General features: G+C 65.7%; 22 protein-coding genes. 9 read left to right on the forward strand and 13 right to left on the reverse strand.

Translation table 11 applies throughout. The annotated features are described in order from the left end of the window. Positions 1–127: 127 nt before the first annotated feature. Together ACKI1H_RS09455 and ACKI1H_RS09460 are read right to left on the reverse strand one after the other, a co-directional pair. Positions 128–793 carry a response regulator gene (locus ACKI1H_RS09455; RefSeq protein WP_440468238.1) on the reverse strand — a complete coding sequence of 222 codons (666 nt, stop codon included), beginning with the start codon at positions 791–793 and terminating at the stop codon, positions 128–130. Next, a complete protein-coding gene (locus ACKI1H_RS09460) occupies positions 790–4,185 on the reverse strand; it encodes a hybrid sensor histidine kinase/response regulator (protein ID WP_440468843.1) in 3,396 nt (1,131 codons plus the stop codon). Before ACKI1H_RS09460 ends, ACKI1H_RS09455 begins: the two co-directional genes overlap by 4 nt. A gap of 297 nt (positions 4,186–4,482) precedes the next feature. On the opposite strand from ACKI1H_RS09460, the gene urtA reads away from it, so the two are divergent. From urtA to ACKI1H_RS09505, 9 genes are all read left to right on the forward strand, one after another. Further along, positions 4,483–5,727 carry an urea ABC transporter substrate-binding protein gene (gene urtA / locus ACKI1H_RS09465; protein WP_088421333.1) on the forward strand — a complete coding sequence of 415 codons (1,245 nt, stop codon included), beginning with the start codon at positions 4,483–4,485 and terminating at the stop codon, positions 5,725–5,727. Positions 5,728–5,792: 65 nt separating this feature from the next. Continuing rightward, positions 5,793–6,710 (forward strand): urea ABC transporter permease subunit UrtB, encoded by a 918-nt coding sequence (gene urtB / locus ACKI1H_RS09470; protein WP_172419288.1) that lies wholly within the window; start codon positions 5,793–5,795, stop codon positions 6,708–6,710. Positions 6,711–6,720: 10 nt separating this feature from the next. Further along, positions 6,721–7,896 (forward strand): urea ABC transporter permease subunit UrtC, encoded by a 1,176-nt coding sequence (gene urtC, locus ACKI1H_RS09475; protein WP_138520209.1) that lies wholly within the window; start codon positions 6,721–6,723, stop codon positions 7,894–7,896. Next, a complete protein-coding gene (gene urtD, locus ACKI1H_RS09480) occupies positions 7,893–8,651 on the forward strand; it encodes an urea ABC transporter ATP-binding protein UrtD (RefSeq protein WP_088421331.1) in 759 nt (252 codons plus the stop codon). The genes urtC and urtD overlap by 4 nt, the downstream gene beginning before the upstream one ends. Before the next feature lie 78 nt (positions 8,652–8,729). Next, positions 8,730–9,419: an urea ABC transporter ATP-binding subunit UrtE gene (gene urtE / locus ACKI1H_RS09485; protein WP_088421330.1), complete on the forward strand. Its 690-nt coding sequence runs from the start codon at positions 8,730–8,732 to the stop codon at positions 9,417–9,419. A 185-nt stretch (positions 9,420–9,604) separates the two neighbouring features. Beyond that, the gene (gene fmdA, locus ACKI1H_RS09490; protein ID WP_138520210.1) at positions 9,605–10,834 is read left to right on the forward strand and encodes a formamidase; all 1,230 of its coding nucleotides are present in this window, start codon (positions 9,605–9,607) and stop codon (positions 10,832–10,834) included. Between the two features lie 50 nt (positions 10,835–10,884). Beyond that, entirely contained in the window at positions 10,885–11,232 is a 348-nt protein-coding gene (locus ACKI1H_RS09495; RefSeq protein WP_236172530.1) for an FmdB family zinc ribbon protein, read from the forward strand. A gap of 63 nt (positions 11,233–11,295) precedes the next feature. Continuing rightward, the gene (locus ACKI1H_RS09500) at positions 11,296–12,339 is read left to right on the forward strand and encodes an aliphatic amidase (RefSeq protein WP_440468239.1); all 1,044 of its coding nucleotides are present in this window, start codon (positions 11,296–11,298) and stop codon (positions 12,337–12,339) included. 23 nt (positions 12,340–12,362) lie between these two features. Further along, positions 12,363–13,394 (forward strand): AAA family ATPase, encoded by a 1,032-nt coding sequence (locus ACKI1H_RS09505; protein WP_440468240.1) that lies wholly within the window; start codon positions 12,363–12,365, stop codon positions 13,392–13,394. A gap of 375 nt (positions 13,395–13,769) precedes the next feature. On the opposite strand, the gene ppa is transcribed toward ACKI1H_RS09505, so the two are convergent. The 11 genes from ppa to ACKI1H_RS09560 form a co-directional block, all read right to left on the reverse strand. Next, complete coding sequence (gene ppa, locus ACKI1H_RS09510) at positions 13,770–14,300, reverse strand: inorganic diphosphatase (RefSeq protein ID WP_138520214.1); 531 nt, start codon at positions 14,298–14,300, stop codon at positions 13,770–13,772. A gap of 80 nt (positions 14,301–14,380) precedes the next feature. After that, positions 14,381–15,199 carry a zinc-dependent peptidase gene (locus ACKI1H_RS09515; RefSeq protein WP_138520215.1) on the reverse strand — a complete coding sequence of 273 codons (819 nt, stop codon included), beginning with the start codon at positions 15,197–15,199 and terminating at the stop codon, positions 14,381–14,383. A 7-nt stretch (positions 15,200–15,206) separates the two neighbouring features. Then, complete coding sequence (locus ACKI1H_RS09520; protein WP_138520216.1) at positions 15,207–15,866, reverse strand: DedA family protein; 660 nt, start codon at positions 15,864–15,866, stop codon at positions 15,207–15,209. A gap of 195 nt (positions 15,867–16,061) precedes the next feature. Continuing rightward, positions 16,062–16,946, reverse strand: a complete 885-nt coding sequence (locus tag ACKI1H_RS09525) for a substrate-binding periplasmic protein (protein ID WP_138520217.1) — start codon at positions 16,944–16,946, stop codon at positions 16,062–16,064. Positions 16,947–17,047: 101 nt separating this feature from the next. Further along, on the reverse strand, positions 17,048–17,512 hold the full coding sequence (locus tag ACKI1H_RS09530; protein ID WP_081517245.1) for a GNAT family N-acetyltransferase: 465 nt from the start codon (positions 17,510–17,512) through the stop codon (positions 17,048–17,050). Between the two features lie 122 nt (positions 17,513–17,634). Next, positions 17,635–18,078: a type IV pilin protein gene (locus ACKI1H_RS09535; protein ID WP_138520218.1), complete on the reverse strand. Its 444-nt coding sequence runs from the start codon at positions 18,076–18,078 to the stop codon at positions 17,635–17,637. Continuing rightward, a complete protein-coding gene (locus tag ACKI1H_RS09540) occupies positions 18,078–21,500 on the reverse strand; it encodes a pilus assembly protein (protein ID WP_440468241.1) in 3,423 nt (1,140 codons plus the stop codon). Before ACKI1H_RS09540 ends, ACKI1H_RS09535 begins: the two co-directional genes overlap by 1 nt. Further along, entirely contained in the window at positions 21,487–22,032 is a 546-nt protein-coding gene (locus ACKI1H_RS09545; RefSeq protein WP_138520220.1) for a hypothetical protein, read from the reverse strand. Before ACKI1H_RS09545 ends, ACKI1H_RS09540 begins: the two co-directional genes overlap by 14 nt. Next, positions 22,029–22,772: a PilW family protein gene (locus tag ACKI1H_RS09550; RefSeq protein ID WP_138520221.1), complete on the reverse strand. Its 744-nt coding sequence runs from the start codon at positions 22,770–22,772 to the stop codon at positions 22,029–22,031. Before ACKI1H_RS09550 ends, ACKI1H_RS09545 begins: the two co-directional genes overlap by 4 nt. After that, the gene (gene pilV, locus ACKI1H_RS09555; RefSeq protein ID WP_236172534.1) at positions 22,769–23,362 is read right to left on the reverse strand and encodes a type IV pilus modification protein PilV; all 594 of its coding nucleotides are present in this window, start codon (positions 23,360–23,362) and stop codon (positions 22,769–22,771) included. Before pilV ends, ACKI1H_RS09550 begins: the two co-directional genes overlap by 4 nt. Next, on the reverse strand, positions 23,359–23,871 hold the full coding sequence (locus tag ACKI1H_RS09560; RefSeq protein ID WP_138520223.1) for a GspH/FimT family pseudopilin: 513 nt from the start codon (positions 23,869–23,871) through the stop codon (positions 23,359–23,361). Before ACKI1H_RS09560 ends, pilV begins: the two co-directional genes overlap by 4 nt. Positions 23,872–24,021 lie beyond the last annotated feature (150 nt).

Genomic DNA, 24,021 nt, shown 5'->3' on the forward strand with positions numbered 1-24,021 from the left:
AGCGGTCTGGCGGGATGCTTGGCGGGGATGGAGCCGTCGGTCAGCCATGCCCTGACACGGGAGCCTGAAAGGGGGCGGGCAGCGGCCGCTTGAGCACGTGCTGATGCCCCGGATGAGCCGGCCCCTCTCACCGGCAGGCGCCGATAGCCAGCACGGCGGCAGCGGAGCGGGTCTCCACGCCCAGTTTCACGTAGACGTGTTCCAGGTGCTTGTTCACCGTTCTGGGTGACATGCCGAGGATGTCGCCGATATCCCGGTTGGTCTTGCCGCAGGTTACCCAGTGGAGGACTTCGACTTCCCGACTGGTCAGCTGGTAGCGGTTGCTGAGGGCCTTGAGGTTCTGCTCGCCGGTGAGTTGCGGGCGGCTGGCGGGGGTTCTCCTGGCGGCCTGGAGCTCACGGGCGGTCCTCAGGTGCGCGGCCACGCGGGCGAGCACTTCGTCGGTCTTCAGGGGCTTGGTGACGTAGTCGATGCCGCCGGCGGAGAAGGCTTCGACGACGTGTTCGCTGTCGGTCAGGGCGGTCATGAACAGGACCGGGATGTCGGCGATCTCGGCCTGGGCCTTGATCCGCCGGCAGGTCTCGAAACCGTCCAGGCCAGGCATCACCGCATCCAGCAGGACCACGTCCGGACGGCGGCGTTGCATGCGCTCCAGGGCGCTGGCGCCGTCCATGGCGACCAGCACCATGTAGCCGGCGGCGTCCAGGGCGTCGGAGAGCAGGGCCAGGTTGTCCGGGGTGTCGTCGACGATCAGCACGACGCCGGTCGAGGTGGGTTGCAGGGCGGCGTTCATGGTTTTTCTCCTTCCAGGGGCAGGTCGGCTGGCTGCAGGGTGTCCTTGAGGCGACGGTTGAACTCATTGAGCTGGAAGCGCTTGACCAGCTTGCGCAGCGTATCCACGTAGGCAGCGCTCGCCGGCTCCTCGACCTCGATGCGGTCCAGGCGCTCGAGGATGCCTTTCACGTAGCCCAGTGCGCCCAGCTCGTGGAGTTCGGCGAGGCTGGCCGCGCTCGGTGCCTGCAGCCGGGCTGGCGGCGGGGCGGGAGGCTCGTCATGGCGCTCCAGCCATTCCAGGTCCAGCTGTTGCCTGATCTTCTCCAGCAGTCGGGGAACGTGCACCGGCTTGGCCAGGTAGTCGTCACAGGCGGCGGCAACGCTGCGTTCTCGGTCGTCGGCGAAGGCGTTGGCGGAGATGACGATGATGGGGGCCGTGGAAAGGCCGTTGCGGCGAATCAGGGTGCTGGCCTCCAGGCCGTCGAGCAGCGGCATGGACAGGTCCATGAGGATCAGGTCCGGCTGCAGCAGCGCCACCTGGCGGATGGCTTCCTGGCCGTTGCCGGCCTCGGCCAGGTCGAACCCCAGCGGTTCGAGCATGCCGGCGAGCACGCGGCGGTGCTCGATGTGGTCGTCCACCAGCAGCACCCGGCGCCGTGGACCCTGATAGCCGACGATATTGTGGTCGACGTGGACCAGCGCCTGCGGTACGCGGACTTCAGAGAGGAACAGGCGGACCACGAAGCTGGTGCCCTGGCCCGGCCTGCTGCTGACGTCCAGGGCGCCGCCCATCAGCGCGACCAGCATGCGGGTGATGGTCAGGCCCAGGCCCAGGCCGCTGTCCTGGCGCAACGGGTCGCCGCGCTCGAAAGGCTGGAACAGGCGCTCCAACTGCTCCTCGGGGATACCGATACCGCTGTCGATGACTTCGAAGGCGGCGGTCTCGCGGGCATAGGTCACCCGCAGGGTGACGCCGCCGCGGTCGGTGTAGCGCACCGCGTTGCCGAGCAGGTTGATGAGGATCTGGCGGATGCGCTTCTCGTCGCCGCGCACCACCGCTGGGATACGCCCCAGGGACTCGAAGCGGAAGCTCAGGCCTTTCTCCCCGGCCTGGGGAGCGAACATCTGCTGCAACTGCTCGAGGAACTCCGGGAAGGGGATTTCCGTGGGTTCCAGGTTGAGCTTGCCGGCCTCGATCTTGGCCACGTCGAGCAGGCCGTCGATCAGCGACAGCAGGTGCGAGCCGCTGCGGTAGATGGTCGCCAGGGCCTCCTGTTGGCGACTGCTGCTGGCCGGGTCGCGCTGCAGTATCTGGGTGTAGCCGAGAATGCTGTTGAGCGGCGTGCGCAACTCGTGGGACAGCCCGGTGACGTAGCGACTCTTCGCGGCGTTGGCAGCTTCCGAGGCTTCCTTGGCCTTCTGCAGGGCTTCGTCGGTCTTGCGGTGGGCCTGGATTTCCTGCATCAGCAGGGCGGTCTGCCGGGTCGACTCCTCCAGTGCCACGTGACGGCTTTCGCGGGTCAGCACCACCCACCAGGCCAGCGCCGCGGCGAACAGGGTGAGGACCATGAAGGCCTTGAAGAAACCCTGGTACAGCAGGTGGCGCTCGTCACCCTGGAGGCCCTGGGAGACCTGGCTGTAGATCAGCGCCAGGGCGCAGAACATCAGTCCGACCATGACGATGAGGACGCCCAGATAGTGCGCCAGGCGGGTGTGCAAGTGCGGCACCGAGGTGTTGGGCAGCAGCCAGCGCAGCAGGGCGTCGAACTGCGCCGCGAGGCGCGCCTTGGGTTTGCACAGGTCGCCACAACGGGCGTCCAGTGAACAGCACAACGAGCAGATGGGCGCGCCGTAGGCGGGGCAGAAGGCGATGTCCTCGCGCTCGAAGGCATTGGCACAGAGCACGCAATCCAGGTGAGTCTGCTGCGGGTGCTCCAGCTTGAGCACACTGGTGCGGGCGATGTAGTAGCGGCCGCCGGTGAGCCACGCCAGCAGCGGTGCGCAGACCAGCGCGGAGCCCAGGGACACCACCGGTGAAGCGGCCTGTGCCAGTGCGCCGAACAGCCCCGCGTGGGCCAGGCCGGAGAGCAGTGAGGCGAGCAGCATGGCGCCGACGCCCACCGGGTTGATGTCGTACAGGTGGGCGCGCTTGAACTCGATGTGTTTGGGCGACAGGCCCAGGGGTTTGTTGATCACCAGGTCCGCGACCACGGCGCCTATCCAGGCGATGGCGATGTTGGCATAGAGCCCGAGGACTTCCTCGATGGCTTCGAATACGCCCAGCTCCATCAGCATCAGCGCGATCATCACGTTGAACACCAGCCACACCACGCGTCCGGGGTGGCTGTGGGTGACGCGGGCAAAGAAGTTCGACCAGGCGAGGGAGCCGGCGTAGGCGTTGGTCAGGTTGATCTTCACCTGGCTGACGATGACGAACAGCACCATGGCGCCCATGGCCCAGGCGGGGGAGGCGAACACGTAGCCGAAAGCGACCAGGTACATCTGGGTCGGTTCGGCGGCGCGTTCCATGGGGATCTCGTGCTGCAGGGCGAGGAATGCGAGGAAGGCGCCGGCGAGCATTTTCAGCGCGCCGGGGATGATCCATCCGGGGCCGGCCATCAGCAGCGCTGCCCACCAGCGGCGGCTATTGCGAGCGGTCTTTTCCGGCAGGAAACGCAGGTAGTCGACCTGCTCGCCGACCTGGGTCACCAGGGCCAGGCCCACGGTGCAGGCGGCCCCGAAGGACAGCAGGTTGAAAGCCCCGGCCTCGCCCTCGCGGCCGGCGAAGGTGGTCCAGTCAGCCAGCGCGCCGGGGTTCTTGGCGACGACGAAGACGTAGGGCAGCACCAGCAGGATCAGCCAGATCGGCTGGGTCCACATCTGCAGGCGGTTGATCAGGGTGATGCCGTAAGTGACCAGCGGGATGACGATGATCGAGCAGATCACGTAGGCCAGCGCCAGCGGGATGCGGAAGTACAGCTCCAGGGCCAGCGCCATGATCGCCGCCTCCAGGGCGAAGAACAGGAAGGTGAAGCTGGCGTAGATCAGCGAAGTGATGGTCGAGCCGATGTAGCCGAAGCCTGCGCCGCGGGTCAGCAGGTCCATGTCCACGCCATAGCGCGCTGCGTAGTAGCTGATCGGCAGGCCGGTGAGGAAGATCACCAGGCTCACCGCCAGCACCGCCCAGAGGGTGTTGGTGAAGCCGTAGCTGATCGCCAGGGCGCCGCCGATGGCCTCCAGCGCCAGGAAGGAGACGGCGCCCAGCGCGGTATTGGCGATACGGAACTCCGACCACTTGCGGAACGACCTGGGCGTGTAGCGCAGGGCGTAGTCCTCCAGTGTCTCGTCGGCGACCCAGCTGTTGTAGTCGCGGCGGATCTTGGCGATGCGTTGCGTCCCGGTGTGCTGCACGGTGGCGCTCCTGGCGGTGTGGCGGAAAAGGGCATCAGGCAAGTTCCGTGCCCCCGCACGGGGGCCGGGCCAGACACCTCGAAGCGCGCTACCCCGTCAACCTTGCTCCGCGCGGGCGCGTGATGGGCAGAGCATGCCCCAGTCCGTTGCAGCGAGCTGTACGTCAGATGACGTATGCCGTTACGTCATCCTGCGTATGTTCCGCCGCCCGGCCCGCGACGCATCCTTTCTCCGCAGCGAACCCCCGCAGCCCCGGCCACAAGGGGCGACCGGTACATCACCTAGAGGAGCGAGAAGATGCACAGACCATCGGCTGTGAAACCCAGCCTTCCCCGGCGCCTGGCGCTGGGTGCCGCGGCATTGTCCCTGCTGGCGGCCAGCGTGTTCAGCCAGGGGGTGATGGCGGATGCCGCCAACACCACCGGCCTGGCGGTGACCGACAAGGAAGTGACCGTCGGCCAACTGCACTCGGCGACCGGCACCATGGCGATCTCCGAGACCGGCGCGATCCAGGCCGAGCGCCTGGCCATCGAGCAGATCAACGCCGAGGGTGGTGTGCTCGGCCGGCAGATCAAGATCATCCAGGAAGACGGCGCCTCCGATTGGCCGACCTTCGCCGAGAAGGCCAAGAAGCTGCTGGAGGCGGACAAGGTCGCCGCGGTGTTCGGCTGCTGGACCTCTGCCTCGCGCAAGGCGGTGTTGCCGATCTTCGAGAAGGACAACGGCCTGCTCTATTACCCGACTTTCTACGAGGGCCTGGAGCAGTCGAAGAACGTCTTCTACACCGGCCAGGAGGCCACCCAGCAGATCCTCTCGGCGCTGGACTGGCTGGCCAAGGAGAAGGGCGCCAAGACCTTCTACCTGGTGGGCTCGGACTACATCTGGCCGCGCACCTCGATGAAGATCGCGCGCAAGCACATCGAGAACGTGCTGCATGGCGAGGTGGTGGGCGAGGAGTACTACCCGCTGGGTGGCACCCAGTTCGGTTCGCTGACCAACAAGATCAAGCTGAAGAAGCCCGATGTGGTCTTCGCCGCGGTGGTCGGTGGCTCGAACGTGGCCTTCTACAAACAGCTCAAGGCTGCCGGCATCAACTCGTCCAAGCAGACCCTGATGACCCTCTCGGTGACCGAGGATGAAATGCTCGGCATCGGCGGCGAGAACATGGCCGGCTTCTACTCCTCGATGAAGTACTTCCAGACCCTGGATAACGACAACAACAAGAAGTTCGTCGAGGCGTTCAAGGCCAAGTACGGCAAGGACGCTGTGATCGGCGACGTGACCCAGGCCGCCTATCTCGGCCCCTGGCTGTGGAAGATGGCGGTGGAGAAGGCCGGCAGCTTCGACGTCGACAAGGTGGTCGCGGCCTCGCCGGGCCTGGAGCTCAAGACCGCCCCGGAAGGCTACGTGAAGGTCCACGACAACCATCACCTGTGGAGCCGCTCGCGCATCGGGCAGGTCCAGCCGGATGGCACCTTCAAGGTGGTCCACGAGTCTGCCGACCTGATCGAACCCAACCCCTTCCCCAAGGGCTACCAGTAAGCCTTGCCTGACCGGGGCCGCCCGCCGCTGGCGTGGCGGCCCCATCACCTTTGCGGGAGACCCTCATGGAATGGTTATCCGAGTTCGGCGCGATCGCCGTGATGCAGGGCTTCAACGGCCTGTCGGTGTTCTGCGTGCTGCTGCTGATGGCACTGGGGCTGGCGATCATCTTCGGGCAGATGGGGGTGATCAACATGGCCCATGGCGAGTTCCTCGCCGTGGGGGCCTATACCACCTACGTGATGTCTTCGCTGACCCTGCACTACTTCCCGGCCTTGCAGCCGTACTACTTTTTCTTCGCGATCATTCTCGCCTTCTTCGTCGCCGGCGCCATTGGCTGGGTGGTGGAGTGGGCGATGATCAGCCGCCTCTACCAGCGGCCGCTGGATACCCTGCTGGCCACCTGGGGGCTGTCGCTGATCCTGCAGCAGCTGTTTCGTTCGGTGTTCGGCGCCCGTGAGGTCAGCGCCGAGATGCCGGAGTGGGTCATGGGCTCCTGGAGCCCCTCCGACAGTATCGACATCCCCAAGAACGGCCTGTTCGTCATGGCCCTGACCGTGCTGCTGACCATCACCCTGTTCCTCATGCTCTATCGCTCGCGCTGGGGCCTGCAGGTTCGCGCGACCATGCAGAACCGGCTGATGGCCCGTGCGGTGGGCATCAACACCAAGCGCGTGGACCGCATGACCTTCGCCCTCGGTTGTGGCGTGGCCGGCGTGGCCGGCGCGGCCTTCACCACCATCGGCTCCATCGGCCCCACCTCCGGCTCGCTGTACATCGTCGACACCTTCCTGGTGGTGGTCTTCGGCGGCGCGGCCAGTCTGCTCGGCACCATCGCCTCGGCCTTCGGCATCGCCCAGGCGCAATCGATCATGGAGTTCTTCCTCTCCGGTTCGATGGCCAAGGTGCTGACCCTGTCGGCGGTGATCCTCATCCTGATGATGCGGCCCCAGGGGCTGTTCTCGGCAAAAGTCCGCAAGTAGGGAGCGCGCAATGAACAAGGCAATCGACAACCTGCTCGGCGGCAGGCAGGGCGCCATCGGCCTGCTGTTGCTGGCCGCGCTGATCCTGGTGGTGTTCCCGCTGGCGCTGGACACCTTCCGTCTGAACATGGTCGGCAAGTACCTGACCTATGCCTTCGTCGCCGTCGGCCTGGTGCTGTGCTGGGGCTACGGCGGCATCCTCAGTCTCGGCCAGGGCATCTTCTTCGGCCTCGGCGGGTACTGCATGGCGATGTTCCTCAAGCTGGAGGCCTCGGACCCGGAGAGCACCAGGATCCAGTCCACTCCCGGTATCCCGGACTTCATGGACTGGAACCAGATCACCGAACTGCCCTGGCTCTGGCAGCCGTTCCACAGCTTCGGCTTCACCCTGGTGGCGGTGGTCGCGGTACCGGCGCTGCTGGCGTTCGTGATCGGGCTGGCGATGTTCAAGCGCCGGGTGGGGGACGTGTACTTCTCCATCGTCACCCAGGCCATCGCTGCCATCCTGACCATTCTCATCATCGGCCAACAGGGCCTGACCGGCGGGGTCAACGGCATCACCGACCTGAAGACGGTGCTGGGCTGGGACATCCGCCCGGACAGCGCCAAGGTCATCCTGTACTTCGTCAACGCCGCGCTGCTGCTGGGCTGCATCCTGCTCGCCCGCTTCGTGCTGGCGTCCAAGCTCGGCCGGCTGCTGGTGGCCATGCGCGACAAGGAGGAGCGGGTGCGTTTCTCCGGCTACGACGTGGCCAGCTTCAAGATTTTCGTCTTCTGCGTCGCCGCGGCCTTCTCGGCCATCGGTGGCGCCATGTTCGCCCTGCAGGTGGGCTTCATGTCGCCGTCCTTCGTGGGCATCGTGCCCTCCATCGAGATGGTCATCTTCGCTGCCGTCGGCGGGCGCCTGTCGCTGCTCGGCGCGGTTTACGGCGCACTGCTGGTGAACTTCGGCAAGACCTACTTCTCCGAGTCCTTCCCGGAGCTGTGGCTGTACCTGATGGGCGGGCTCTTCATCGTGGTCGTCATGTACTTCCCCAACGGCCTCGCCGGGCTCTGGGACAGCCACGGGCGCCAGTGGCTGGCGCGCTTCGCCCGGCGCAAGCCCAAAGCCATGACCGTTGCGGTGCAGCCGGTCGCGCCGGCCGCCGCCGAGCGCAAATCCCCTGAGCTGGAGACCACGCCATGACCCCGACGGGTTTCGAAAGTCCCAAGCCGGTGCTGGCCATCGAGGGCCTGACCGTCTCCTTTGACGGTTTCAAGGCCGTCAACGACCTCAACCTGTACGTCGACCGCAACGAGGTGCGGGTGGTGATCGGCCCCAACGGCGCCGGCAAGACCACCGTGCTCGATCTGATCTGCGGCAAGACCCGCGCGACCGCTGGCAGCATCCAGTTCGAGGGGCGCGAGCTGACGAAGATGCGCGAGTACGACATCGTCCGGGCCGGCGTCGGGCGCAAATTCCAGAATCCCTCGATCTACGAGAACCTGACGGTGTTCGAGAACCTGGAGATGTCCTACCCGGCGGGGCGCAAGGTGTTCGGCGCGCTCTTCTTCAAGCGCACTGCAGAGGTGATCGAGCGGGTCGAACAGGTGGCGACCGAGATCGGCCTGGGCGAGCACCTGCAGCGCCAGGCCGACCTGCTGTCCCACGGGCAGAAGCAGTGGCTGGAAATCGGCATGCTGCTGATGCAGGACCCGCAGCTGCTGATGCTCGACGAACCGGTGGCGGGCATGAGCGTGGCCGAGCGCCAGGCCACTGCCGAACTGCTCAAGCGCATCAGCCAGGGTCGTTCGGTGCTGGTCATCGAGCACGACATGGAGTTCGTCAAGAGCATCGCCCACCGTGTCACCGTGCTGCACCAGGGCAAGGTGCTGGCCGAGGGCAGCATGGAAGCGGTGCAAAGCAACCCGAAGGTGATCGAGGTGTACCTCGGCCACTGACGCCATCGCCTGCCGTGCCGCCGCCGGTGACACGGCTTCCCACCCGCGCCAAGCGGCTTCGGGCACAAGGAGTTCCGCATGTTCCAGATCAGCAACCTGGTCTCCGGCTACGGCCAGAGCCGCATCCTCCACGAGCTCAGCCTGGACGTGGCCAAGCGCGAGATCGTCGCGGTGATGGGCCGTAATGGCATGGGCAAGACCACCCTGTTCAAGAGCCTGATGGGCATTCTGCCGACCTGGGCCGGCTCGATCAGCGTCGATGGCCGCGACGTTTCCGCCCAGGAGACCCACCAGCGGGTCGCCAGCGGCATCGCCTACGTGCCCCAGGGGCGGATGATCTTCCCCAGCATGACGGTGCTGGAGAACATCCAGACGGGCCTCCCGGCCTCGGCCAAGGGACAGGTGCCGGACGATCTCTTCGCACTCTTCCCGGTGCTCCACGAAATGCGCGGCCGCAAGGGCGGCAACCTCTCCGGCGGCCAGCAGCAGCAACTGGCGATTGCCCGCGCGCTGGCGACCAACCCCAAGGTGCTGCTGCTCGACGAGCCGACCGAAGGCATCCAGCCGTCGATCATCAAGGACATCGCCCGCACCCTGAAGGAGATCCGCAACATGCGCGACCTGACCATCGTGGTCTCCGAACAGGTGCTGTCCTTCACCCTCGACATCGCCGACCGCTTCCTGGTGATCGAGAAGGGTCGATTCGTGGTCGAGGAGACCCGCGACAAGGTCGACGAGGCCACCATCAGCCGCTACCTGTCGGTCTGAGCAGCGCTTCCTGGCGGCCGCCATGCAACAGCGTGGCGGCCGCTTCCGCACGCCGGGCGGAAATGGCCGGAGACCGCGCAACCACTGGCTTCCGGCATACGTTATCCGACGTATTTGCAGCGCCGATACAAGCCCCGAGACTGGCCCGGAACCTTCCCGCAACCGGCACAGCAAGGAGCCGCGCGATGACCGACACCCTGATCCAGGTCGACCTCAACCAGGCCGCCACCGAGAACGAGCAAGTCCACAACCGCTGGCACCCGGACATTCCCATGGCCTGCTGGGTCAAGCCGGGGGACGATTTCATCCTCGAGACCTACGACTGGACCGGCGGCGCGATCAGGAACGACGACGACGCCAGCGACGTACGCGATGTCGACCTGTCCACCGTGCACTACCTGTCCGGCCCGGTCGGGGTGAAAGGCGCCGAGCCCGGCGACCTGCTGGTGGTCGAGCTGCTCGACATCGGCGCCAAGGCCGACTCGCAGTGGGGCTTCAACGGCTTCTTCTCGAAGCAGAACGGCGGCGGCTTCCTGACCGACTACTTCCCGTCCGCGCAGAAGTCGATCTGGGACTTCGAGGGCATGTTCACCCGGAGCCGGCACATTCCCGGCGTGCGTTTCGCCGGCCTGATCCACCCCGGCCTGATTGGCTGCCTGCCGGACCACAAGATGCTTGCCGAGTGGAACCGCCGCGAGCAGGAACTGATCGATACCAACCCGACCCGCGTGCCGCCACTGGCCAATCCGCCGTTCGCCAGCACCGCACACATGGGCAAGATGACCGGCGCCTCGCGAGACATGGCGGCCGCCACTGGCGCACGTACCGTGCCGCCGCGCGAACATGGCGGCAATTGCGACATCAAGGACCTGTCCCGCGGATCGAAGATCTTCTTCCCGGTCTACGTCGACGGCGCCGGCCTCTCGGTGGGCGACCTGCACTTCAGCCAGGGCGACGGCGAGATCACCTTCTGCGGCGCCATCGAGATGGCCGGCTGGGTCCACATGAAGGTCGAGCTGATCAAGGGCGGCATGGCCAAGTACGGGATCAAGAACCCGATCTTCAAGCCCAGCCCCATCGTGCCCACCTACAACAACTTCCTGATCTTCGAAGGCATCTCGGTGGACGATGACGGCAAGCAGCACTACCTGGACGTCAACCTGGCGTACAAGCAGGCCTGCCTGAATGCCATCGAGTACCTGAAGAAGTTCGGCTACAGCGGCGCCCAGGGCTACTCGCTGCTGGGCTCGGCGCCGGTGCAGGGACACATCAGCGGGGTGGTCGACATCCCCAACGCCTGCGCCACCCTCTGGCTGCCGACGGACATCTTCGAGTTCGACATCAACCCCAGCGCCGCCGGTCCGACCCGCTACCTGGACGGCAGCATCGACATGCCCATCGCCTACGACAAGTGACGCCCCGGGCGCGACCGCCCACGGTCGCGCCTCGTCGCCAGGAGCACGCCATGCCGATCTATGAATACGACTGCCCGAACTGCGGTGACTTCACCCTGCTGCGCCCCATGTCCGAGCGCGACCAGCCCTGCGCCTGCCCCTACTGCGAGACGCAGAGTGCACGGGCGATCTTCAGCGCCCCGGGTCTGGCGACCCTGCCCGGCAGTCAGCGCCGCGCCAACGAAGCCAACGAACGGTCGCGCCATGCCCCGCAGACCCTCGAAGAGTACAAGGCCAACCGCAAGCACGGCGCTGGTTGCAGTTGCTGCGCGCCAAGCAAGCCGGTGCAGCGCACCAAGGCCAACCCCCATGGACTGAAGGCCAGCCCGGCGGCTCGGCCCTGGATGATCAGCCACTAATCCCCCTCTGCCGATGGGCGCGCGCAGCGCTGCCTGTCAGCCCGTTTCCCAAGGAGTCACCCGATGCGCCATGGCGATATTTCCAGCAGCCCCGATACGGTCGGCGTCGCCGTCGTCAACTACAAGATGCCGCGCCTGCACAGCAAGGCCGAGGTGCTGGACAACGCCCGCAGGATCGCCGAGATGATCAAGGGCATGAAGCTCGGCCTGCCGGGCATGGACCTGGTGGTATTCCCCGAGTACAGCACCATGGGGATCATGTACGACCCCGAGGAGATGATGGCGACCGCCGCGACCATCCCCGGCGAGGAAACCGCGATCTTCTCCGCGGCCTGCCGCGAGGCGAAGACCTGGGGCATCTTCTCGCTCACCGGCGAGCGCCATGAAGAGCACCCGCACAAGGCGCCCTACAACACCCTGGTACTGATCAACGACCAGGGCGAGATCGTGCAGAAGTACCGCAAGTGCATTCCCTGGTGCCCCATCGAGGGCTGGTACCCGGGCGACCGCACCTACGTCAGCGAAGGCCCCAAGGGCCTGAAGATCAGCCTGATCATCTGCGACGACGGCAACTACCCGGAAATCTGGCGCGACTGTGCGATGAAGGGCGCCGAGCTGATCGTGCGTTGCCAGGGCTATATGTACCCGGCCAAGGAGCAGCAGGTGCTGATGTCCAAGACCATGGCCTGGGCCAACAACTGCTACGTGGCGGTGGCCAACGCTGCCGGCTTCGATGGCGTTTACAGCTACTTCGGCCACTCGGCGATCATCGGTTTCGACGGCCGCACCCTCGGCGAATGCGGGGAAGAGGAGATGGGCATTCAGTACGCCCAGCTGGCGGTCTCGCAGATCCGCGATGCACGGGCCAACGACCAGTCGCAGAACCACCTGTTCAAGCTGCTGCACCGCGGCTACACCGGGGTCTACAACTCCGGTGACGGCGACAAGGGGGTGGCGGACTGTCCGTTCGACTTCTACCGCACCTGGGTACTGGACGCGCAGAAAGCCCGGGAGAACGTCGAGCAGCTCACCCGCTCGACCATTGGTGTGGCCGATTGCCCAGTGGCTGAGTTGCCGCATCCGGGAAAGGAACGGCAACTGGGCTGAACCCGGCCCCGAGGGAGAAGTCCATGCCATTCGTCAACGACCTGCTCGAGCACAACCGCGGGCAGCTCGCCCGCGAAGGGGCTGCGCTGCTGCCCTCGCGCTTTCTCTTCGAGCCGCCTGCGGTGATGGCGTTGCTGCGTTCGCGCATCATCGGCCAGGACGCGGCGCTCGATCAGGTGGAGGCGCTGCTCAAGGTGGTGAAAGCCGATATCGGCGACCCCGAGCGACCGTTGGGGGTCAGCCTGTTCATCGGTCCTACCGGCGTCGGCAAGACCGAGATGGTGCGGCTGCTGGCCCAGGCCATCCACGGCCGGGCGGACGCCTTGTGCCGGATCGACATGAACACCCTGGCCCAGGAGCACTACGCCGCTGCGCTGGCCGGGGCGCCGCCCGGTTACGTCGGAAGCAAGGAAGGCACCACGCTGTTCGATGCCGAGGCTATCGCGGGAAGCTATGGGCGACCGGGCATCGTGCTGTTCGACGAAGTGGAGAAGGCCGATCGCACGGTGATCCGCACGTTGCTCAACGTCCTCGACAGTGGCCAGCTGGTGCTCAGCGCTGGCAGCAGGCGCATCGACTTCCGCAACAGCCTGATCTTCATGACCAGCAATATCGGTGCGCGCAAGGTCTGGGAGTACCGTGCGCGTTTCGAGCGCGGCTGGCGCCGCTGGCTCAACCTGCTGCCCCATGATCACCCCAAGGTGCTGGAAGACGCCCTGCACGGACACTTCGAGCCGGAGTTCCTCAACCGCATCGACCGCATCCTGGCGTTCGATCGTATCGACGGCGACTGGCTGCCAGGGCTGCTGGACATCGAACTGGGCAAGCTCAACCAGCGCCTGGGCAGACGGGGGCGAAGCCTGGAGTTGAATGAGGCCGCCAGGGCCTTTCTGTGCAGCGGGCATGATCCGCGCTTCGGTGCCCGCGACCTGGTTCGGCGCCTGCGCCGGGGCCTGGAGCCGGTCCTGGCTGAGCGGCTACTGGAACAACCGACGGCCACACGGCTGCGGGCCAGTGTCGACGACGCGGGCTTGCGAGTGGATGCGGTGAACTGAGCGAGCGCCGCCGACTTCCGGAGGGTGTTTCGGGGAGGTGCGAGCTCTCTGACGGGGCGCGGGGCCACGCCGTTGCTCGGGATGCTGCGGTATGAGACGTCAGTTTCCACGCCCTTGCCTGCGCTTCGAGCAGACGGGCCAATGGGGGCGGAGGGATTTCTGCGGGCATTAAAAAAGCCGGCTTGTGGCCGGCTTTCAGGGGGTGGTCCAACCTTACTTCTGGTAGGGCGGACCGCCTTGATTCTGTGGCGTCGCAGCGGGCTGCGCGCGGGGCGCAGATGGTAACAAAGTCGGGACGAAAAGCCTAATCCCGGTCATAAAAAAGCCCCGCACGGGCGGGGCTTCTTCACGGTGCGCGGATAATCCGCGCGACCATCACTTGGCCTGGAAGGCAGCGACGGCCTTGTTGATGTAGTCGTGAGCCTGGGCGGTGTCGCCCCAGCCTTCGACTTTCACCCATTTGCCCTTCTCGAGATCCTTGTAGTTCTCGAAGAAGTGCTTGATCTGCTCCAGCAGCAGGGCCGGCAGGTCGGTGTATTCCTTCACGTCCTGGTACAGGACGCTCAGCTTGTCGTGCGGCACGGCGATCAGCTTGGCGTCGCCGCCGGCTTCGTCGCTCATGTTCAGCACGCCAACCGGACGGGCGCGGATCACGGAGCCCGGAGCGACCGGGTACGGGGTCACGACCAGCACGTCCAGGGGGTCACCGTCGTCGGCCAGGGTGTTCGGGATGAAACCGTAGTTGGCCGGGTAGAACATCGGGGTGGCCATGAAACGGTCGACGAACAGGCAGTCGGTGTCCTTGTCGATTTCGTACTTGATCGGCGCGTGGTTGGCCGGGATCTCGATGGCGACGTAAATGTCGTTCGGCAGGTCTTTGCCAGCCGGGATGCTGCTGTAGCTCATGGACGACTCCAGATAGTGGTCGGGCCGAAAAAGTGCGGCGGATTATAGGCAGATTGCCGTGTCCAAGCCACAGACATCGCCTAGTGGGCCTGAGTTTCCTGATATTCGGGGTGTTCGGCCTGAAGCTTGTGCAGGCGCGAGAGCGGATCTTGCCGGTAGAACAGCGAAAGCTGTTCATAGACTTTGGGATAGGCCGCCTGAAGGAGGTCCGGAGCGGTGAAGAAGTACTCGCTGGTGACGGCGAAGAACTCCGCCGGATTCTCCGCCGCGTACGGATCGATGGCGGTGTGCGACTGCGGGTTGTGGTCGAGCTGGCGGTTGAGGTCGTCGTAGGCGGCCTGCATGGCGACGGCCCAGTCGGCAACACGCATGTCGCGGTGCAGCGGCGGCATGCCGTTGGCATCGCCATTGAGCATGTCGAGCTTGTGCGCCAGCTCGTGGATCACCAGGTTGTAGGCATCCCAGCCACCGCCGCTTTCCACGCCAGGCCAGGCGAGGATCACCGGGCCCTGCAGCGATGTCTCGCCGGCGCGCTCGTCGTCGAATTCGTGCATGACGCCAGCCGGGTCGCGGTGCTTCTGTGGGCTGACGAAGTCATCCGGGTAGAGCACCAGCTCATGGAAGCCGCCGTACCAGTTCAGGTCCGGCAGGTGCAGCAGCGGCAGTTCGGCCTGGGTCGCCAGCAGCAGGCGGCGGTAGTCGTCCAGTTCGATGCCCGGCAGCGGCGACAGGCGTTTGTCGCGCAGGAACAGCAGCGCGCGCTCGCCGAGCCGGCGCAGTTCCTCTTCGCTCAGGCCGTCGAGGATCGGCAGGTGCCGGCGCACCTGCGTCCACAGCTCTGCATCGAGCGGATAGCGGGCGAGAAAGCGCCGGCGGCGCCATTCATTGAACGACCACATGGGCGGATCAGTGCTCGCCGGGCTGGGCCTTGGCCGAGGGGCGCAGCTTGTGGCGGATGAAGCCGATCAGCATGGGCACCAGCGAGAAGGCGATGATGGCGACGATCATCACCGACAGGTTCTGCTTGATGAAGGGCACGTTGCCGAAGAAGTAACCCAGGGTCACCAGGCCGCCGACCCAGGCGATGCTGCCGGCCACGCTGAAGAACAGGAAGCGCGCGTAGGGCATGTAGGCCATGCCGGCGACGAAGGGGGCGAAGGTCCGCACGATGGGCAGGAAGCGCGCCAGGGTCACGGTCTTGCCGCCGTGGCGTTCGTAGAAGGCGTGGGTCTGGTCCAGGTAGTCGCGGCGGAAGACTTTCGAGTTCGGATTGCTGAACAGGCGTTTGCCCAGTGTTCGGCCGATCACGTAGTTGGTGCTGTCGCCGCTGATCGCCGCGAGCAGCAGCAGGCCGCCGAGCATCCACGGGTCCATGCCGCCTGCGGCGCAGATGGCGCCGGCAATGAAGAGGAGGGAGTCGCCCGGCAGGAAGGGGGTCACCACCAGGCCGGTCTCGCAGAAGATCACCAGGAAAAGGATGGCGTAGATCCAGGTGCCATAGTTGGCCACCGCCAACGACAGGTAGGTGTCGAGGTGGAGAATCAGGTCGATCGGGTTGAATTCCATGAGAAGCCTGTCTGACAACAAGGTGAACGGCCGGGCCGCCCATTATAAGGCTCGGCCGGGCTGCCGGGGGCGCGCTCCGTCGAATCCTGCGACGGAAGTCCGCGGGAGGATATTACAGCTTCTGCGTGAAAATCCTGTCGCTGTGAACGCGGCAACGCCTTGTGACAAATGCCCGGGGCAGCGCGGGGCGTTGCCTCAGAGCAGGCTCGCCTGCCAGCTCAGCAGGTCCGGCGGCGTCCTGGGCGTCAAGGCAGCCCCGTGCTGATCGCTGGTCGCTGGCAGCTGTTCGGCCAGCGGATGGGTAGCTACCTCGCGGCTGTTCATCGCCGTGTCGAGGCGCGCCTCGGCGATCAGCTGCTGCAGGCGCCCACTGCGACGCAGGGTGCGCAGGCCGCGGTCGAGGCTGGCGGCCAGGGCTTCGCCTTCGGCGCGCTTCTTCGGCACCAGCACGTAGAGCGGTTTGACCTCCAGCGGTGGGTCGACGAACTCCAGTTGCTCGCGCAGCGCCGGAGCATTCTGGCTGAGCAACTGGTAGCCGGTGTAACGGTCCACCACGGCCAGGTCGATGCGCCCGCGCAGGAGTTTTTCCAGGTTCTGCCAGTCGCTGCTGACCACGTCCTTGTTGAGGAAGTCGGCGGAGTCGAAGCCCTCCTGGTTGACGTAGCCGCGCACTACACCGATGCGGTAGGGGCGCAGCGTATCGAGGTCGCGCGGGTTGATCGGCAGGGCGCGGTCACGGCGGCGGAAGAAGCCGAGCTGGGAGTCCAGCAGCGGCATCGAGGTGTAGAAATCCTGGCTGCGGTCCGCCGACAGGTAGGCGGGCATCAGTGCGTCGAAGCGGCCTTCGCGGGTTTCGTTGAGGGCCCGTTGCCAGGGCAGGAAGACCAGTTCGGCCTTGTCACCGTTGAGCGCCAGGGCCTCGTTGAGGATGCGGCTGGCCAGCCCGTTGCCTGGCAGGTCGCTGCCGACATAGGGCGCCCACTCCAGCGTGGCGACGCGCAGGGTCTGGGCCTGGGTGGTGGCGCCCAGGACGGCGAAGCAGAGACAGGCGGTGCGCAGAACGAGCAGGGAAGTACGCATGGGATCCCTTCATGCGGAGGCCGCGGCGATTCCGATGATGGCACTTTAATGCGCCAGGCCCGCCGATGCCAGCGGGCCGGTCTACAGCCTGTACCGGAGCGTCAGTTCAGGTCGTCGCTGATCGGCAGGATGTAGTTCTTGAACTCGCTGTCCTCGCGGAAGCCGATGGACTCGTAGACCTTCTGCGCCACTTCGTTGTTGACGCTGGTGGACACCCGCATGCGCACGGCCTGGGTCTCGCGCGCCATCTGTCGGGCGGTCTGCAGCAGGTGGTCGGCGACCAACTGGCGGCGCGCCTCTTCGGCGACGTAGATGTCATTGAGGATCCACACGCGCTTGAGCGACAGCGAGGAGTAGCTCGGGTAGAGCTGGCAGAAGCCCAGCAGCTTGCTGTCGTCGTCATCCGGCAGCGCCAGGTAGATCACCGATTCCTTGCGGCGCAGGCGCTTCTCGAGGAATTTTCGCGAGGATTCGGGGTAGGGGAGCATGCCGTAGAACTCGCGGTATTTGACGAACAGCGGAGCGAGCAGATCGAGGTGGTCGAGCGTGGCTTGCACGATGCGCATAAGCGGGCCTCGGCGGGAGGTGAGTGGGCTGGTATGGCAATGCAGGGGCTATGCCAGCGGATAGCCGTTGGTCCGATGCTGCACCAGAATTTGTGGAAAGCGCAATCCAAGCGAGCGTTTGATCAACGCCAGCAGCTTTCCACGCTGCCTGCGCTGGTGCCACGGTTGCCCTGATGGTCGAGGGTGAAGTCGCCGCATTCGCTGTCGCTGGCCTGGGCGCCCCGGCGCAGGGCGGTCAGGCGGTAACTGCGGGCATTGCCGTCGATGAATTCGGCCTGCAGTTCGTAGAGCTGGTGCGGCGACAGGCGTTTGCCGTCGGCCAGTGGATAACCGAAGGCCAGCCGGGTCGCGGTATCGGTGTACTTGCTGTATTGCGCCAGGTAGCGCTCCTGCTGGGCGGCGGCGTCGCGCAGCAGCGTCTGGGCCTCGCTGCGATTGGCGCGCAGGACGTATTGGCGGTAGCTGGGGATGGCGATGCCGGCCAGCAGGGCGAGGATGCACACCACCACCATCATCTCGATCAGGGTGAAGCCTTGTACTCGCCTGGACAGTGCGTGCCTGAGCATCAGGGATACCCCGTGGGCAGGTTGAAATTCATGATCTGCCAGTTGAAGCGGCCCTGGTTCACCGGATCGAAGAGCTGCACGGGCAGGCGGTTGCCATCGGGGGTATAGAGGTTGTCGCCGATGCGCGTCACCGGCCCGTCGATCTGGAGGCCGCTGGCCCTTTCACTGAAGGAGCCATCGCCTGCCAGGTCGAAGGCGTTGAAGTTCAGCGCGCCGCCCGTTTTGGGGTTGACCGCCAGCAGCCAGTAAGTGATACCGGCGCTGCACGGGTCGGCGTTGGGCTTGCTGACGGTGACGAAGAGCACGTCGCCGAGCATGAAGGGCTGGTCGAGGATCATCTCGGTCTCCGCCAGGTCGAAGTACCAGCCGCGGATGCCGACACCGCGCTTGCCGCTGCTGTCCCAGCTCACGCTCTCGCTGCTCAGTTGCCGAACGAGGGTGCTGCCGCCGCTGTGGGTGACGGTTTCTTCGGTGAGCGTCTGCTTCTGCAGGTTGTCCAGTTTGCTCAGGGTGGCGGGGTCGCCGGCGCCATCGACGTGGGCGAGGTAGTCGGTCTGGTCCCAGAAACCGTACAAGGATTGCCGGGTGGCGGGGCCCTCCTTGTCGCTGCCTTCGAAATACTTGCCGGTACCGGCCATGACAAACTGCCCTCCGCGGGGGTGCTGGGTGACTTCCGGTGCCGCGCTCAGCGCCTGGCCGCGCGCGCTGGCGACGCTGGCCAGCAGACTCGCGGTGGCATCGAGGCCACCTTGCCGGTACAGGTTGCCCTGCAGGTTGCCGTAGTAGCGCTGGGCGAGTTCCCCCGGGCTGGCGGCCTGGGTCCAGGCAACCGTGCTTCCGACTTCACCATCGCCGGACGTGGCGTGGCTGGCGGCATCGATCCGGCCGTCGGCCAGCCGAATCGATAGCGAATAACCCTTGCCCGCGTCGTAGCCATTGCCGGTGAGCACGTAGGGCTCACCCTCGAAGAAGGTGATGACCGGGCGCTCCAGCAGGTAGCCGAAGCCGATGTCCTTGCCGTCGCGACTGCTGGCGCTGGCGGTGTGCTCCCAGAGCAGCTGCGGGGTGTCCGGATCGGTGATGTCCAGGGCGAACAGCCCGCGCCCGCCACGCCCTGGCGCCATGACCAGCACGCTGCGCCAGGCGCCGTCGAAGTAGACATCCTGGGTGACGGCGCTGCCGTCGACGAAGAAGCGGTGCAGGTTGTTGGTGTTTTCTTCCTCCGAACGCCCCGCGTAGTTCATCGCCGACAGGTAGTTGAGCTTGTCGACCACTGCGGCGGGAATGAAGGCCCAACGCTCCCGGCCCGTCTCGTCGAAAGCGTGCAGCATGCCGTCGTTGGCGCCGACGTAGATGCGCCGCCCTCGGTCTGCGTGGTCCTGGCGGAAGGCTTCGTAGCCCGTGCTGCGGGCGGCTTTCTCCAGGTAGTAAGTTACGCTGGACGGCGGGCCGACCACCACCGGCGAGGAGTAGATGATGTCGCCGAGCAGGTGGTTGCGTGCGCGGAAGGTCGAATCCTCGTCACTGCGGTCGCCGCGCAGCCAGGCGACACGGCGCTCGCCGAGGTTGTCGCGGATCTGGGTACCGGGCGCCTTGTCGAGCAGGTCCTGCTGCGAGGTCGCGAGGTTGCTCCAGGTGAAGGCCTGGAGATGTCCGCTCGGGCGATCCGGCCGCGCATTGATGTAGAGGCTGCGGCTGGCGGGGGAGCGCTGGTCGAGCTGATTGCGGAAGGACAGGGCCGTGTTGGCCTGGGCGTTGCCCTCGGCGTCGAGGCGGTACTGCAGGATATCGCCGCTCCAGTCGGTGGGCTGGTAGCTGGCGCGGTAGAGGTAGGTGTCGGTGCTCAGCGAGGTCGAGCTGGCGCCGGCAGCAGCCACCGCCAACTGGCTGGTGGAGATGCTGCTGACGATGGACTGGAAGGCCTGCACCAGCTCGCTGGTGGAGTCGGCGCTGAAGAATTCGCCGCGGGAGTTCAGCGCGCCGTGCCAGAGCGCCGCTACCTTGCCTTCGTTGGCAGTCACGGTCATGCCGTCCAGGCTGGTGCTGCCGCTGGGATTGGGCCAGCTCTTGCTGCCGTCGAGCAATTGCGCATAGGAGCCCGAGTAGGTGTCGCCACCCCATTGCAGGTACTTCAGCGTCGGGCCGAGCCCCAGGCCGACGGTGTAGGTGGTGACGTGCTGCCAGGTAGCGGGATCGTTCTTCGGGTTCCAGTAGTCGTTGCCGTCGCGGTAGCGCGGCGGAACCTTGTTCTCCAGGTCGGTACGCGCGTCGGTCGCCCAGCCGAGGAAGATGTTATCGGCCAGGGTATTGGACCACTTGTCGTAGTAAGGCGCGGTCGCGGCGAAGGCTTTGCCGTCGGGCAGGGTGCGTGTGGTGCCGTCGGCATTGCTGCCGCCGGAGCCGTCGCCGAAACCATCGGTCATCAGCAGGTGGTAGGTCGGTCGGCAGGCGTATTCGGTTTTCACGTCGCGCGTACTGCCTGGCGCTCGGGCATAGGGGTTGTAGGCAGTGGTGTTGCTCAGGAAGTTGTTGACCCGGTTCTGTGCGGTGCCCAGCGGTGTCCCGCCGCTGGCGACCAGGCGGCTGGTGAAGGTGAAGAAGTCTGCCTTGTGCTGGCTGGCGAAGGCTGACAGGGTCTGGTTGCCGCAAGCCGTGGAGCTCAGGTTGAAGTTGGTGCTGTAACAGTTGTTCAGGCCCTGCCAGGTCACCCGGATATGGTCGGGCAGATCGAACAGCGCCAGGTTCGCCGCGGTGCGCGTGGCGAGTTGGCGCGTGCGGTAGAAGGAAAACCAATTGGCATAGTTCTGCTTTTCCGCGTCAGTGGTGACCCATTGCGGGGTAAAGCAGCTCTTGGTGCAGGCGTTTGCATTGGTATAGGAGTAGTCGGATGCGCAGTTCTGCACCGCGCTGAGTGTGCCGGTGGCAGTGTTGCGCGAATGCGGGCAGGCAGCGTCGAACTGGTAGTAGTGGGCGTACTGCTTGTAGCTGTCGGTGGTGTTGACCGCCTGGATCGAGTTCTGCCCGTAGCCGTTGCCGGTGTACTTGTTCAGATCCAGCGTACCGGTCTGGATGGTGAGAAAGCCGTCGTAGTAGGCCTTGTCGAAGCTGGTGGTGTAGCGCTCGCTGTTGAGTCGCCCGCCGCTGAAGGTGACTTTCCACGGCGCGTCGTAGGTGATCGCCGGGTTGTAGTACATCGGGTTGTACGCCGAGGAGCGGTTGGCGATGGTGTAGGAGCTCATGCCATCGGGTGTATAGGCGCTGGTCATGCTGCCGGAGTCGTCGAGGGTGACGATCAGGTTCGGCGAGACACCCTCGACCAGGAACAGCGGTGCCTGGCTTGGAGCGGCCGCTGCCGCGGTGCCGCTGGCAAGCAGGGTGGCGCCCAGCAGAGCGGCGCGCAGGAGGGCTTCAGCGCTGCACACGGGCATACTCCTGCAGGCGTACCTGGGCCTGGTCGGTGATGCCGGTGGCGAGGGTGTTCACCTGCAGCAGCAGGGTGCCGCTGCCGGCCAGGCAATCGGCCATGGCGCTGGAGGAGCGGCTCTCGCATTGTGCCGCGACGTACCAGCGCGGCGCGCGGCTCAGTTCGTCCATCTCGCCGGGGGTCGCCAGGTCGTTGCCGCGATAGGTGCGCGCCTGCTTGATGAGGGCGCTGCTGGTCGGGTCGGATGGATTCAGCCACAGTCGGTCGCAGAGCAGTACCTGCTGCTGGTCCTGCGGCGTATCGATGCAATCGTCGCGGGTACCCACCGCCATGTAAGGGCTGTGACGGCTGCGGTACAGCGCTTCGTTGACGGCCGAGGTGGCGCCGCCCAATGCCGCCTGGTAGTCGCGCGCATCGGCAAGGCTGTTGTCCAGCAGCAGGCCGCTGCGCAGGTTGCCCAGGGTCAGGATGCTCAGGCCGAGCAGCAGGAGCAGGGCGATCAGCAAGGTCTGGCCGCGTTGCCGGTTCATGGCTGGTTCCTCAGGTAGAGCGACTGGGCGAAAGCGCTGCACAACCCGCGCGTGCCGGTGTTTTTCTGCTGGTCGCCGAGAGGGTCCTGGTAGGTGCAGTTCTCCGGCAGCAGAAGGCGGGTAGAGGTCAGGACCAGGCCGACGCGAACCTGGTTGACCGAGGCGGATTCGAAGCGCAGGTCATGGATGCCCGTGGCGAGCACGACCTCGCCGGCGGAGGCCGTGTTGTTCGTCTTGCAGTGCAGTTCGCTGCCCGAGACGTACAGGTGGCTCACCAGCACCTGTGGCGTGCTGCTGTCGGCGTCGCTGTAAAGGGCGCCGCCGCTGCAGTCCTGGTGAAACTGCGCGTCGCTCCGTTGTGAGCGTTGGTAGCGCACGCAAAGCCCCTTGCCGTCGGCGTCGACGGCGCTGACCTTGCCATCGGCGAAGCTGCAGCCAGTGCGACTGTCGGTCAGCGAAGGAAAGGGGCCTTCGCGATCGAGGACGAAGTCGAAAAGCGCCGCATCCTGCGCCGTGGCGTGGCGTTGCCAGGCGACATAGCCGGCCTGTCCGGCCTGGCTCTGCAGCAGGTCGAGGATGAAGCGCGCCCGGCTCTGGTTCTGTTGCTGGGCATTGTTGAAGGCGGCGTGGTCGCTGCCGGACAGGTAGATCTGCAGCACGGTGAACAGCACGAGGGTGCCGAGGGCCAGCGCCACCATGAGTTCGATCAGTGAAAGGCCTTTCTGCGCGCTGGCGTTCATGGCTGGAAACTCAGGCGATAGCGCTCGACGCCACCGTCGGCGTCCGCAGTCAGGCAAGCGGCGCTGGCGTCGTCAGCAGTGGTCGGGCTGCCGCTGCGACAGTTGCGGCTGTGCCAGGCGAGTTGGATCAGCAGCAGGGGTTGCTCGGAGCCACTGGCGCAGGATTTGCCGTCACGGGTGGCGCAAATGAAGGTGGAATCCTTGAGCAGTGTCGCGTCCGTAGCGAGTTGGCGCTGCACCTGCGTTGTCCAGCAGGCCAGTTCGCGACGAATCCGATCGCTCACCCCGAGCCCGCTGGTGATGCAGGACTCGCCGCTGCCCAGGCTGGGGAAGGCACTGCCCTCGGCCACCAGGAACGCCGCGTCGCCCTTGAGCTTGCCGTTGCGCACCAGTCCCTCGCGATTGGCCTGCATGCTACGGGCGAGATCGGCGGCCAGGAGGATGGCGTTCTGTCGCTGCTGGCTGTCGTGGGCATAGGTGATGCTGCGCGCTTGCAGCGCCACCATGCCCAGTAGCGCCACGCTGGTGAGCATCACCGCCACCATCACTTCGATCAGGTAGAACCCTCGCTCGTCGTGCCTTGGCCTCATTCGCATGCCCACACCGCCCCGCTGCGTTGCAGGCAGACCTTGCTGCCGTAGCTGCCGGAATCGAGGGTGAAGACCAGTGGGTAGTCGGGGCCGGATTCGGCGATGCCGTTGCTATCGAAGACCACCTGTGCAGCGCTGCTGCTGGTCTTGACCTGAACCTGGGCGGAGTCATCCAGGCGGCTTCGGCGCAGTTCGACGGCCTGGCTGTCCGGCCCGTCTCCTCCCTGTTGTCGGGACACCACCAGTGTTGAGGTCCAATCGCCGGCTGTTTGCGGGGTGACGCTGATTTCCTGATGGCTGATCTGCGCCTGCGCGCGGGCGTACTGCAGCAGTGCGATCAGTTGCTTGCCGCTGCTCTGGGCGCGGTTGCGGTTGATCAGCAGGTCGAAGGAGGGCACTGCGATGCCCAGCAGGATTGCCAGGATCGCGATGGTCACCAGGGTCTCGACCAGGGTGATGCCGCGTTGGTTGGCCAGCAGGGTGGAGGTAGAGGTACTGGGTGAATCCATGATCTCGCCATCGACTGGAGCGCGCGGGGCCGCGCAGCCGTTCGTGTCAGTGCGCGGTCCTTGATGGCGAGTTTTTTAGCGCGACGAACGGGAGGGGCGATTTAAGACGATTCTTAAAGACGGCGATCTTCTGCGCGGCATGTGGTCGCG

Source organism: Pseudomonas sp. YH-1 (genome assembly GCF_051990045.1).
Classification (GTDB): domain Bacteria; phylum Pseudomonadota; class Gammaproteobacteria; order Pseudomonadales; family Pseudomonadaceae; genus Pseudomonas; species Pseudomonas nicosulfuronedens.